This window comes from Candidatus Westeberhardia cardiocondylae, from assembly GCA_001242845.1.
GTDB lineage: Bacteria > Pseudomonadota > Gammaproteobacteria > Enterobacterales > Enterobacteriaceae > Westeberhardia > Westeberhardia cardiocondylae.
This window is the reverse complement of the sequence record LN774881.1, coordinates 54,023-67,369: the sequence shown is the minus strand read 5'-3', so window position 1 is coordinate 67,369 and position 13,347 is coordinate 54,023. Positions and strand designations below refer to the sequence as shown.

The 13,347-nt window shown below is 22.9% G+C and carries 11 protein-coding genes, 1 rRNA gene and 1 pseudogene; 6 read left to right on the top strand and 7 right to left on the bottom strand.

The window, feature by feature from the left end; all coding sequences use genetic code 11:
• Position 1 precedes the first annotated feature (1 nt).
• The 3 genes from glyQ to WEOB_RS00280 all read left to right on the top strand — a co-directional run bounded on the left by glyQ (position 2) and on the right by WEOB_RS00280 (position 5,643).
• Complete coding sequence (glyQ, locus tag WEOB_RS00290) at positions 2 to 910, top strand: glycine--tRNA ligase subunit alpha (protein WP_281263924.1); 909 nt, start codon at positions 2 to 4, stop codon at positions 908 to 910.
• Entirely contained in the window at positions 892 to 2,937 is a 2,046-nt protein-coding gene (gene glyS, locus WEOB_RS00285; RefSeq protein ID WP_281263923.1) for a glycine--tRNA ligase subunit beta, read from the top strand. The genes glyQ and glyS overlap by 19 nt, the downstream gene beginning before the upstream one ends.
• A gap of 1,311 nt (positions 2,938 to 4,248) precedes the next feature.
• A complete protein-coding gene (locus tag WEOB_RS00280; protein ID WP_281263922.1) occupies positions 4,249 to 5,643 on the top strand; it encodes a Do family serine endopeptidase in 1,395 nt (464 codons plus the stop codon).
• A 71-nt stretch (positions 5,644 to 5,714) separates the two neighbouring features.
• Here the strand turns inward: WEOB_RS00280 and murA are convergent.
• The 4 genes and pseudogenes from murA to dnaQ all read right to left on the bottom strand — a co-directional run bounded on the left by murA (position 5,715) and on the right by dnaQ (position 9,356).
• Positions 5,715 to 6,976, bottom strand: a pseudogene (gene murA / locus WEOB_RS00275) (UDP-N-acetylglucosamine 1-carboxyvinyltransferase).
• 32 nt (positions 6,977 to 7,008) lie between these two features.
• Entirely contained in the window at positions 7,009 to 7,254 is a 246-nt protein-coding gene (locus tag WEOB_RS00270) for a BolA family protein (RefSeq protein ID WP_281263921.1), read from the bottom strand.
• A gap of 388 nt (positions 7,255 to 7,642) precedes the next feature.
• Positions 7,643 to 8,221, bottom strand: coding sequence for a D-sedoheptulose 7-phosphate isomerase (gene lpcA, locus WEOB_RS00265; RefSeq protein ID WP_281263920.1), 579 nt, complete (start codon positions 8,219 to 8,221; stop codon positions 7,643 to 7,645).
• Positions 8,222 to 8,627: 406 nt separating this feature from the next.
• Complete coding sequence (gene dnaQ, locus WEOB_RS00260; protein ID WP_281263919.1) at positions 8,628 to 9,356, bottom strand: DNA polymerase III subunit epsilon; 729 nt, start codon at positions 9,354 to 9,356, stop codon at positions 8,628 to 8,630.
• A 95-nt stretch (positions 9,357 to 9,451) separates the two neighbouring features.
• Between dnaQ and rnhA the strand changes: the two genes are divergently transcribed.
• Complete coding sequence (rnhA, locus tag WEOB_RS00255; protein WP_281264057.1) at positions 9,452 to 9,919, top strand: ribonuclease HI; 468 nt, start codon at positions 9,452 to 9,454, stop codon at positions 9,917 to 9,919.
• 189 nt (positions 9,920 to 10,108) lie between these two features.
• Positions 10,109 to 10,915 carry a hydroxyacylglutathione hydrolase gene (gene gloB / locus WEOB_RS00250; protein WP_281263918.1) on the top strand — a complete coding sequence of 269 codons (807 nt, stop codon included), beginning with the start codon at positions 10,109 to 10,111 and terminating at the stop codon, positions 10,913 to 10,915.
• Between the two features lie 795 nt (positions 10,916 to 11,710).
• Here gloB and rpmG read toward each other — a convergent pair.
• On the bottom strand, positions 11,711 to 11,866 hold the full coding sequence (gene rpmG, locus WEOB_RS00245) for a 50S ribosomal protein L33 (protein WP_281263917.1): 156 nt from the start codon (positions 11,864 to 11,866) through the stop codon (positions 11,711 to 11,713).
• Between the two features lie 67 nt (positions 11,867 to 11,933).
• On the bottom strand, positions 11,934 to 12,137 hold the full coding sequence (gene rpmB / locus WEOB_RS00240) for a 50S ribosomal protein L28 (protein ID WP_281264056.1): 204 nt from the start codon (positions 12,135 to 12,137) through the stop codon (positions 11,934 to 11,936).
• A 443-nt stretch (positions 12,138 to 12,580) separates the two neighbouring features.
• Between rpmB and dut the strand changes: the two genes are divergently transcribed.
• The gene (gene dut, locus WEOB_RS00235) at positions 12,581 to 13,042 is read left to right on the top strand and encodes a dUTP diphosphatase (protein ID WP_281263916.1); all 462 of its coding nucleotides are present in this window, start codon (positions 12,581 to 12,583) and stop codon (positions 13,040 to 13,042) included.
• A gap of 188 nt (positions 13,043 to 13,230) precedes the next feature.
• Here the strand turns inward: dut and rrf are convergent.
• Positions 13,231 to 13,346: ribosomal RNA gene (gene rrf, locus WEOB_RS00230) — 5S ribosomal RNA — on the bottom strand.
• Position 13,347: the final 1 nt, after the last annotated feature.

The window sequence follows — 13,347 nt, the reverse complement described above, 5'->3', positions numbered from 1 at the left end:
TATGCGAATAAAACGTGCTGAAAATACTTTTCAAAATTTAATTTTTCAACTTCAGAATTATTGGTCAGAACAAGGTTGCACTATTGTACAACCTATAGATATAGAAGTTGGTGCTGGAACTTTTCATCCGATGACATATTTCAAAGTTATTGGACCAGAACCTATTTCAGTCGCTTATGTACAATCTTCTAGAAGACCAACAGATGGACGTTACGGAAACAGCACAAATAGATTACAACATTATTATCAATTTCAAGTAACATTAAAACCTTCACCTAAAAACATGCAAAACATATACCTTGATTCACTTAAAAAAATTGGGTTAGATCTAAACATACACGATATACGTTTTATGGAAGATAACTGGGAAAATTATACCCTAGGAGCGTGGGGAGTAGGCTGGGAAATTTGGTTAAATGGAATGGAAATAACACAACTTACATATTTTCAACAAATGGGGGGGTTAAAATGTCAACCAATTTCAGGGGAAATAACATACGGTTTAGAAAGATTAAGCATGTGTTTACAATCTACAAATAACGTTTATGATTTAATTTGGAACAAAAATTCGCTAGGTAATGTAACTTATGGAGATATATTCCATAAGTATGAAAATGAACAATCTTCTTACAATTTCGAACATGCCTCTATAGACTCCTTACTAAATTCATTTAAAGAAAATGAAAAAAATGCAAAAAAACTGCTGTGTCTAAAAAAAATATCACCAGCATATGAACAAATACTAAAAGCAATACATAACTTTAATTTATTAGATTCAAGAAAAGCAATCTCATCTACAGAAAGACAAGATTGTATTTTAAGAATTCAAAAAATCACAAAATCTATTGCAACTTCTTATTACTCTTATAGAAAAAAACTAGGTTTTCCAATGTGCAAAAACAAAATTTAATTATGAAAAAATACATTTTTTTAATGGAAATTGGAATAGAAGAATTACCACCAAAAAAATTAAGATATATAGCAGAAAACTTCAAAAAATTTTTTAATTTAGAATTACAAAATAAGCATTTTAAATATAGAAAAATAACCTGGTTTGCTTCTCCAAGAAGAATTGCTATAAAAATTAACAAATTAGAGCATAATATTCATGTTTTCAATAAAAACAATGAAATTAATAATTTTTTATTTAAAAAATACAAAATCAAAAAAAATATTTCATTGATCAATAATAACAAAAATGTTAAAACATTTTTAAAAAAAAAAGAACAATATTACATATTTAAAACACTACTATTTAATATAGTTAAAAATATACTAAATAATGCACAAATATTCCAATTAATGCGGTGGGGAAATAACACCTTTTCATTTATTAGACCAATACATACTATAACTCTGCTAATAAATAACAAAATCATTCCAGGAAAAATATTAGAAATTAATATTGATAGAAAACTACATGGACATCGTTTCATGGGTAAAAAAAATATTTTTCTAAATCATGCTAAAAATTATCCAAAAATTTTATTTAAACAAGGAGTCATAGTTGATTTTCAATATAGAAAAAAAATCATTGAAAATCTTGTAAAAAAAGAAGCAAAAAATATAAATGGAATTATTAAATTAGACAAATCTATGTTAGAAGAAATAACATCGTTAGTAGAATGGCCTGAAACACTAACTGGGCGATTCCAAAAAAATTTTTTAAAACTACCAAAAGAAATTATAATCCAAATCATAAAAAAAATACAAAAATGCTTTCCTATATATGATAAAAACAAAAAATTATTATCATATTTTATTATTGTGGTAAATATTAAATCAAAAAATCCAAACAAAATAATCTGTGGATATGAACAAATTATACATGCTCGCTTACAAGATGCTGAATTTTTCTTCCAAAAAGATAGAAAATTAAAACTAATAGAGTACCTTCCAAAATTAAAAAAAATAACATTCCAAACAAATTTAGGAAATTTATATGAAAAAACTAACAGAATACAATATTTATCAGTCTGGATTGCAAAAATAGTTAATATTGATATTCAGGAAACAAAACGCGCTGCTATTTTATGTAAATGCGACTTAGTTACTGATATGGTAACTGAATTTCCAGAAATTCAAGGAATAATAGGAATGCATTACGCAAAACTGGATAATGAAACAAAAAAAATATCTTTAGCACAAAAAGAACAATATCAACCAAAATTCTTCAATGATAATATACCAACTACATTAATATCATGTGCAATAGCAATTTCTGATAAAATAGATACTTTAACAGGAATGTTTATTTTAAATAAATATCCTAAAAAAAATAATGATCCTTTTTCTCTTAGGCGTATTGCAATTGGAATATTACGTATTATAATTGAAAAAAATTTACTCCTAAATTTAGAAAAATTAATAAAAAAATCTATAAATTTACATAATAAATTCTGTTTTAGTTATTCATCAGATAAAATATATAAAAACATCCTAAATTTTATATTAAATAGATACATATCTTTATACAAAGAAAAAGGATACGATGTTAATGTTATAAAATCTGTTTTATCAATAAATTCAAATTATCCAGCTAATTTTCACGCAAAAGTACAAGCATTAAGTAAATTTAAACAATTAAACAAAACAAAACAATTAATAAATATAAATACAAGAATTGTAAATCTGCTAAAAAAAACCAACGAAAATACTAGCCAAAACTTACAAGAAATAAAATTTGAAACTCCAGAGGAAATACAACTAGCAAAACATTTAATAAAAATTAAAAAAAAAATAAAACAACTCCTTCTTGTACAAAAATACCAAGAAATATTAACTGAACTAACAACATTACAAAAACCTATAGAAACACTTTTCAATAACGTAATAATCTTAACAAACAACAAAAAAAATAGAATTCATAGATTAACTTTGCTAAAAAATATACAACTCTTATTTTTAAACATAGCAGATATTACACTACTAAAATAATCAAAAAATAAAATAATGTACATATTATTAAAAATAATTTATATAAACCTTAATCGTTTAAAACACCCAAAATATATAAAAATATAACAAAAACAAACTTTATAAAATTCGAAATAATTAATCTTATATTTTTTCCATTTTACTTACATCAATATCTATATAGTATTTTTAACAAAACAAAAATAAATAATATGTCAAACAATCTATTAATAAAATTCTTATTAATTCGCCGAAACTACATAAAATTTTAATTTAAACAAGTTCCAAAATTTATTTTATATATTTTACGTAACATACATATGCATATTAGTAAATTAATATTTTATGCAAAACTTTTATAAAAATAAATTTGTAAATTATATAATTAAAAATTTATCCTGAAATTATTTTTTTGCAAAAATAAAATAAAAATATAAAATATAAAAAAATTAAATCCATATTAAATAATAAAACTTAAAAATATATTACATATATACAAATTCATACTCTCAAAAAAATAACTGAAAAAACACCCAATATATTTTAAAAAATTTATATCATTTTTCATCAAAACACATATTAAAACTAAACTGTAAACACACTAAAAATTTATATAAACAATAATATTTACAAAATAAATACCAATTTTTTATTATACAAAAACAAAAATCAAATATACAAGTACAAATTTTTTTGATTAACACAATAAAAATAAAATTTGTAGTTTTACATTTTATACATAAAAATTCATACTATATCAAAAATATCATAAAAACAACATTAAAAATTTACTCTTATCACATATTCAAAAAATATTAAAATTATACAACTTGTGAAAATTAAAATATTCATATAATAACTATATACATTTGAATTCAAAATATACAAACTCTACATTTACAAATATTTTATCTTTAAGAAATCACAACGCCAAAATTAAATTACATAAAAACTACACAACACATATTATATAGTAAAATAAAAAACTTATCTATCTATATTATTAAACCTTAATCTGTAAAATCATAAAATTAAAAATATATTAATTGAAATCTATCTCAATAATAATCTTTTAAAATATACACAAATGTTCTCTTCAAAACTAATTATATACAAAATACAATAAAAAATTTTTCAATAACTTATTTGTAGAAAAACATTAAAATAATTTTTACAATAACAAATCATTTATAAAAAAAAATAATTTCAAATACAAAATAAAATAACTATATAATATTAATAACATATATAAAAATATACAACAAAATAAATAACTATAAAACAAAAAATTTTTTTCAACATTCTAAATAGAATTATAAGGAATACAGTTTTATGATAAAAATCATATCAAAAAACTTAACTAAAATATTGACAATTAATTTTATCTTATATCTTCTTATTATTCTTTGTATACCAATAAAAAATGTATATTCAATTGAAAAAATAGAAGAAAAAAAAACTATTACATATAGTCTAGCACCAATGTTAAAAAAAATACTTCCATCTGTAGTGAGCATACATATAGAAGGAATACAACCTATAACAAAACGTACCATACCAAAAGAATTTAAATATTTTTTTGGACCAGATATACCAGGAAAACAACAAGGTGGACTAAAACCATTTGAAGGAATAGGATCAGGAGTTATTATCAATTCAGAAAAAGGATACGTAATTACAAACAATCATGTCATAAACGGAGCAAATAAAATAAAAATTCAACTAAATGATGGAAGGGAATTTGAAACCAAACTTATAGGAAAAGACGAACAAACTGATCTAGCATTGTTACAATTACTTTCTCCAAAAAATCTCACAGAAATAAAAATTGCCAATTCAGATTTCCTTAAAGTTGGTGATTTTGCTGTAGCAATAGGAAATCCATTTGGTCTAGGACAAACAGTAACATCAGGAATTATATCAGCATTAGGAAGAAGTGGTTTAAATTTAGAAGGATTAGAAAATTTTATTCAAACTGATGCATCTATTAATAAAGGAAATTCAGGAGGCGCGTTAGTAAACTTGCATGGGGAACTTATAGGAATAAATACTGCTATTTTAGCGCCTGGAGGTGGAAACATTGGAATTGGCTTTGCAATTCCAAGTAATATTGTAAAAAATTTAAGTCAACAAATCATAGAATATGGAAAAGTAAAAAGAGGACAATTAGGAATTAAAGGAACAGAATTAACTGCCAATATCGCAAAAGCTTTTAATATCGATACTCAAAAAGGTGCATTTGTTAATGAAGTACTACCAAACTCTGCTGCACACAAAGCAGGAATTAAAGCAGGAGATATTATTATTTCTATTGACGGAAAAAGAATACAAAGCTTTGCTGAACTACGAGCAAAAATAGGAACTACAGAACCAGGAAAACACATTAAATTAGGACTATTAAGAAATGGAAAAACCCAAAATTTACTCATAACATTGGATGAAAACATCTCCTATAATACAAAAGAAATTCTCTTACCAGAATTACAAGGAGCATTGTTAAATAATGGACAACTTAAAAACGGAACAAAAGGGATAAAAGTAGAAAATATACTTAAAGATTCCCCAGCATCTTTAACAGGACTACAAAAAGGAGATATGATAATTGGAATAAATAAAAACAGAATACAAGATATAGAACAACTCAGGAAATCGCTAAAACAAGAACCATCTATAGTAGCATTACATATTATACGAGGAAACACAAATATTTTCTTATTATTACATTAATTAACTAACTAAGTAAAACAAACAAATACTTAATCCTATAAAACAATTAACTACAAATTATCCTTTATCAGTCATCGAATTCTTTCAATATTTGCACCCATTTTTCTTAATTTATATTCAATACCATCATAACCACGATCAACATGATAAATACAATCTACAATTGTAATTCCATCAGCTATACAACCAGCTAAAATTAAACTGACAGCAGATCTTAAATCACTAGCAACAACCGTTCTTCCTAACAAAAATTTAACACCATACGAAATAATACTATTATTATTAATTTTAGCATGAACACCCATATGAATAAATTGCGGAACATGCATAAAACGATTTTTAAATACAGTCTCTGTAATAACACCTACTCCTTTAGCTATAAAATTCAACAAACTAAATTGCGCTTGCATATCTGTAGGAAATCCGGGATAGGGGGAAGTGAAGATTTGTACTGCCTTAGGTCTACGACCATGCATATCTAAACTAATCCAATCCTTTCCAATATCTATATCAGCTCCAGCTTCTCGTAGTTTATTAATAACTATTTTTAAATTACTAGGTTGAACAGGACGGCAAAAAACATACCCTTTAGAAATAGCAGCAGCAACCATAAAAGTTCCAGCTTCAATACGATCAGGTATAACTTGATAAATACCACCATTAAGATAATCAACCCCTTTTATAACAAGGGTATTTGTTCCAACTCCATAAATTTTAGCTCCTAACATAACAAAAAATTTGCAACATCAACAACCTCCGGTTCACAAGAAGCAAAATCAATAATTGTGATCCCAATAGCTAACGTTGCAGCAGACATAATATTTATTGTAGCCCCAACACTAATCTTTTTCATTTTAATATATGAACCATACAATCTATCTTTTACCGAAGCTGTAATAAAATCTTTTTCAAACAAAAAAAAAGCCCCCATTTTTTCCAAACCATATATATGAAGATCTATAGGTCTTATACCAATAGAACAACCTCCGGGGTATGACATTTTTGCGGTTCCTATTCTTGACAACAACGGACCCAAAATCCAAATAGAAGCGCGAATCAATTTCATAAATCTAAAAATAACAGGAGTATAATAAACATTGATATTTTTATTACTAATATATATTGTTGACTTTTCATATATTATATGAGCACCAAATTGACCTAACAATTTTAATGAAACACACACATCTTGTATTTTAGGAACATTTTTGAGCACTATCGTTTCTTTTGTTAATAAAGTCATAAACAAAATTGGCAATATAGAATTCTTTGCCCCAGAAATAGAAACATCCCCACATAATTTTATAGGTCCCTCAATACGAAACTTTTCCATTAAAATCCTTAAACAATTTTATATTTTAAAAATTAAGAAAAACAATTTCCTTTCCACTCAAGAGGAGTATATGTCTTTACAGACAAAGCATGTATATAATTATTTTCAATAAATTTAATCAATGGTTCATAAACCATTTTCTGTTTTTTTACTCTGCTCTTTCCAAGAAAACATTCACTAACCACGACAATTTCAAAGTATTTTCCATCATTATACACATATACCTCATTAGCAGATAATTTCTTCATTAATATATTTCTAATTTTATCTTTTTTCATAACATCATACTCAAAAATAAAATACAGATAAATAATTTAATTAAACTGGTATAAGTTAACACAATTTAATCAATATATAACAATTAAATTGCTTTTTCTAAACAAAAATTTATACACAAAAACATAAACTACATTACAATTAATAAAACTACTATTAAAAATTAATTTTAATATTACAACAAAAACACCACTATCTCTATAATAATAAACTATAAAACCATATACCAAACAAATTATTTATATTATAATTAAGGCAAAACAACATAAATCTCAACATACTGTAAAATATGTAACTAATACAATATTATGGAATATTATTTCTTCATCAAAACAATTAAAATCTTTAATTTCATCCAATATAATATAAATCAATTAACAAAAACTGAATTCACTTCATCATTTCTTTTTCAATCAACAAAACTAAAATATGAATTATCTTAATATGTACTTCTTGTATTCTATCGGAATAACCACAATATGGTACACAAAAATCAATATCAGATAAATCTGCTATTTTACCACCCATATTTCCAGTAAAAGAAATAACTTTCATATTTTTTAAACGTGCAATTTCAATTGCTTTAATAATATTTATTGAATTTCCAGAAGTAGAAAAACATACTAATATATCATTACAATTTCCAACAGCCTGAATATAACGAGAAAATACAAACTCATAACCAAAATCATTTCCAATACAAGTAATACAACTTGGATCTGAAATTACAAGAGCTGGATAACTTGCTCTACGGTCCCGGTAACGACCAATTAATTCTTCAGAAAAATGCATAGCATCACAATGTGAACCACCATTTCCACATGAAATAACTTTTCCCCCATTTTTAAAAGAATGAGAAATTAATTTAACCGCATTATTAATATATTGAAAATTTTTCTCTTTATTAAAAAAACTTTCAGAAACATATAAAGATTTCCTAAATTCATCACAAATCAAATTCTTATACATAAGTTTCGCTTTAATATTATATAAAATAATTCTCTTTAATATTTTAAATAAAATCTTTTATATATAAAATTATATAACCTCGTTTATTTACAAAATAATTTTCATAAAATTTTCTTTTTTTTTCATAAAATTCTATAACTAAAATTCATAAAATTTTAAAAAAGTAATACAAAAAAAAATTTTATACACTTATAAATGTTTTTAAAAAACAAAAACTATAAAATATACAATTAGCAATTTAAAATAAAATCAAAACCATAATAAAAATAAATAATCTAAATTTAACAATACAATAACTAATCAATACTATAAATAAAAAAATAAAAAATTTCAATTCTTATTTTCCAACAAAACTAAAATACTAAAATGTAAACTTTAAAACAAAATTAATTAAATAAAAAATTTACTATTCATCTAACCAAAAACAAGTTCCACATCTTTTTTTTATAAGTAATAACTGATTTTTATGAGCAAATAACTCTTCATGATTTGTATCAATAATTTTTAAATTTTTTCTACAATTTTTACTTTTCACTTTAATCTTAGCAATATTTTGAATATTTTCTTGTTTTTTATCTATTTCAGAAAAAAAATGTAATGAAGTTTGTCCAGAGGTCATATGTAAAAAAACATTTGCTAAAATCTCTGCATCTAACAACGCCCCATGTAAAGTTCTATTATTATTATTAATCCCATATCGATCACAAAGAGCATTCAAATTATTTTTTTTTCCAGGAAACATTTTTCTTGCTAATTTCAACGTATCTATAATTTTACATAATGATTCAATTTTTTGAAAATTATAATTTAACATTGCAATTTCATAATTTATAAAACCAATATCAAAATAAGCATTATGCAAAACCAATTCACTTCCAGATACAAAATTTAAAAATTTGCAAACTATATCTTTAAAAACAGGTTTATCACATAAAACACTATCACTGATTCCATGAACCCCAAAAGCTTCTTCACTAACAGTTCTTTGAGGATTCAAATAAGTATGAAAATGTCTCCCTGTTATACGACGATTTATTATTTCAACTGCTCCAATTTCAATTATCTTATGACCATCAAAATGCGTTCCAGATTTATTCATACCAGTAGTTTCTGTATCCAAAATAATTTGTCTCATAATTTAATCCCTAATTTTCACACATTATATTATTTAAATTTAAATTTATTAAACAATTAATATTTAACATAAAATACGATATAATAATACACATGATATATAAAAAAATTCAAATCTTCACTGATGGTTCTTGCCTAGGTAATCCAGGACAGGGTGGATATGCTTCCATTATAACCTATAAAAAAAACTACGAAAAAATATTTAGCGCAGGATACATAACTACCACCAACAACAGAATGGAACTTATAGCAGTAATTATACCATTAAAAAAAATAAAATATCCATGCGAAATTTCACTATATACAGACAGTCAATATATAAAATTAGGGATTACAAAATGGATAAAAACATGGAAAAAATACAATTGGAAAAATTCCAAAAAAAAATTAATTAAAAATATAGATTTATGGAAACAACTAGATTTAACAATACAAAATAAAAATATTCATTGGAATTGGATAAAATCCCATTCTGGATACAAAGAAAACGAACATTGTGATAAATTAGCACGTTTAGCAGCTCATAATCCTATATTTAAAGATATTAACTACAAATTAATATAAACTTAAAATATAAAAATTAATACCTGACTAAAATATTAAAAATTTTCTATTACAATTAATATTATTAATTATACAGAAATTATTCTGTAATAAATTATTTAAAGATAAAAATTAAATTTTTATTAACACATACTTACAAATCAATAAATATATAATTTAAATATCAAACATTATAAGCTAATCAAAATAATGAAAAACTTCATTCGAATCCATTCTGATATGGATAATTATATTTGGATCTTATTTGATAAATATAAACAATGTCTAATAATAGATCCTGGAGATATAAAAAAAACGCTAAAAACAATTAAAAAAAATCAATTAACTCCCATTGCTGTACTACTAACACATCATCATAACGACCATACAAACGCAGTACCAAAATTAAAAAAAATATTTTCTATAGAAGTTTATGGACCTGAAGAAACCAAAAAAAAAGGAACAACCAAAATATTAAACCAAAAAAACAAAATAAAATTACTAAATAAAAAATTTCATATTATTTCATTGCCAGGACACACACTAGGACATATAGGGTATTACTGTAATGAATATAAACACCCTCTTCTTTTTTGTGGAGATACAATATTTTCTGCAGGATGCGGAAATATTCTAAAAGGAAAAGAAAAAAATATGTACAAATCAATAAAAAAAATTTCAAACTTACCAAATGACACTTTACTTTTTCCATCACACGAATACACATTAAATAACATAAATTTTTCTGCATACATTCTACCTAATGATTTAAACATTAAATCATACCAAAAAAAAATATATTATATGAGATTAAAAAAACAACCTACACTTCCTACCATATTATATATAGAAAAAAAAATTAACATTTATTTTAATTGCAACAATATTAACTTACAAAAAAAACTTAATTTTAAATTAAAACATAATAAAACATGGTGCATGCTAAAAGAATTACGAAAAAGAAAAAAAATTTTTGACTATTTTCACAAATTTAAAAATAAAAACAAAATAAAATAAAATACGTTAAATACTTAAAACAAATTTTCATAAAATTATTTTAATAAGATAAAATAACATATTTAAAAAAATAAAAAACTACATAATATGCTTATTTTAATATATAAAAAAATAAAAAACATATTAATAAATACTAACCATAATAAAAACTCTATAATTTTAAAAATTTTTTTATTACTAAAAAATATTGACTATACAACCTATAAATTTCTATTAAAACAACAAATAAAATCAAATTTGTATTTAATATTTTAGAAAACACATATAATGTACATAAAAAAATCATATCAACCATAAAAATAAAGTATCTCATACATATAAATAAAATATTTTACATATTTCGCTATATTATTAATAACCAAATCTTTCTCTATCTGTTAAAATAAAAACAAAACATAATATAAAAATATTTTAAAATATATAAATAAATTTTAAAAATCTGTTACCTTCTATACAAAAAACATAAAACTAAAAATTAACATTATATTATTTATAAAAAAACCATATCAATTTTACTTCAAAATTCTCATTTTCATATATTTACAAAAATAATACTATATAAAAATCATTTATAAATGCAAAATAAAATTATTACTTTAAAATAATAAATACCACCATAATTCAATTTTAAAAAGTAAAAATTAAATTTAATATCAAAAATAAATTAGTATTATAAATAATAAATTTTATATAAACATTACACATATATAAAATTTTCCATATCACAAATAAACAACACTCTTCTTAATATTCACACGATACAAAACTACTTTTGATACCAAAATTATTTAAAATCTATTTTTTAATTTTTTTTTCGTTATATAATACATGTTTACGAATTACAGGATCAAATTTTTTTAACACAATTTTCCTTTTAATACGTTTATTTTTAGTAGTTGTATAATAATGATGACTAACGGAAGATACTAACATAATATTCACTCTACTCATAAAATACAATCCTAATTAATAAAATAAGTGATATCAAATAATCAAAAAACAATTATACATTTTTGGATTAAAAATCTAGCTTCTCTTTCTTATCCAAAATACGCATACCTTTAGTACTTATACGTAATCTTACATAACGATTTTTATTTTTTATCCAAAAACGATGAAATTGCAAATTAGGTAAAAAACGACGCTTAGTTGCATTCATAGCATGCGAACGTCTATTACCTTTCATAGGTCTCTTTTTTGAGATATAACAAATCCTAGACATACCACTGAACCCATTTTTCACACATTTATTTAAAAATATATCATTACACCTAAAATCTATAAAAAACAACTCGCAAAACAAAAAATAATTACAACTTTATAATATAATTCACAACAATAAAAACAAAAATCATATTCAAAACTATCAAAAACATACAAAACTAAAAATTTTATAAATACCATAAAAATATATAAAAATAAAAACTAATCCAACACAAAAATATATAAAATAAAATTAAACTTAAAAATTTATAAAAAATAACAAAACTCTATGATATTATTTTATAAAATGATTTACCTTTATGCAATACATTAATATAAAAAAATAATTAAAATCAATCTTACTCATACAAAATTACAAAAAAATGAACCAAACAATCTTTTTAAAACACAAATACTACATTATCAAATTTATTTATAAAAATTAATAAAATACTATATAATATGATAAAAAAAATTGATATTAAAATATTAAATAAAAATACCAAAAATAAGTTTCACCTACCAAAATATACAACTTCAGGATCTTCTGCATTAGATTTACGAGCTTGTATAAACAATATTATAAAATTAAAATCTAATCAAACAAAATTAATTCCCACAGGAATAGCAATTCATATTATGGATCCTAATATTGCCGCAATAATAGTTCCAAGATCAGGATTAGGACATCATAGTGGAATTATACTTGGAAATTCAATAGGAATAATTGACTCTGACTATCAAGGAGAATTAATGTTATCAATATGGAATAGAAAAAAACATAATTTTTTTATAAAACCAAATTCTAGAATAGCGCAAATAATTTTCATTCCAATTATTAAAATAAAATTTAATATAGTGAATTCGTTTCAATACACTACAAAAAGAAAAAAAAAAGGATTTGGACACTCAGGAACATCATAAAACATAAAATTCCAAAAATATAAACTCTATTATTTTAAAATATTAAAATTAAAAAAATTATACAAAAATATATCTTACATATAAAAATCAAAATTCATTTTCTCAATATAAAAATCATATTTAAATATATTCATACAACTAAACTTTAAAACACACACTACTAAATTTTTTATAAAATTAAAATTAATACCTGGCAATTCCCTACTCTCGCGCGAAAAAATTTCACACTACCATCGGCACTACAATATTTCACTTCTGAGTTCGAAATGGGATCAGGTGGGTCCATTGTGCTATATTTGCCAGGA

What these genes read in the sequence shown, in the direction of transcription:
- dnaQ (WP_281263919.1), bottom strand. Translation starts at nt 9,356, where the DNA reads ATGAGACAAATTATTTTGGATACAGAAACTACTGGTATGAATAAATCT.
- glyQ (WP_281263924.1), top strand. Translation starts at nt 2, where the DNA reads ATGCGAATAAAACGTGCTGAAAATACTTTTCAAAATTTAATTTTTCAA.
- rpmG (WP_281263917.1), bottom strand. Translation starts at nt 11,866, where the DNA reads ATGAGTAGAGTGAATATTATGTTAGTATCTTCCGTTAGTCATCATTAT.
- dut (WP_281263916.1), top strand. Translation starts at nt 12,581, where the DNA reads ATGATAAAAAAAATTGATATTAAAATATTAAATAAAAATACCAAAAAT.
- lpcA (WP_281263920.1), bottom strand. Translation starts at nt 8,221, where the DNA reads ATGTATAAGAATTTGATTTGTGATGAATTTAGGAAATCTTTATATGTT.
- WEOB_RS00280 (WP_281263922.1), top strand. Translation starts at nt 4,249, where the DNA reads ATGATAAAAATCATATCAAAAAACTTAACTAAAATATTGACAATTAAT.
- rpmB (WP_281264056.1), bottom strand. Translation starts at nt 12,137, where the DNA reads ATGTCTAGGATTTGTTATATCTCAAAAAAGAGACCTATGAAAGGTAAT.
- gloB (WP_281263918.1), top strand. Translation starts at nt 10,109, where the DNA reads ATGAAAAACTTCATTCGAATCCATTCTGATATGGATAATTATATTTGG.
- WEOB_RS00270 (WP_281263921.1), bottom strand. Translation starts at nt 7,254, where the DNA reads ATGAAAAAAGATAAAATTAGAAATATATTAATGAAGAAATTATCTGCT.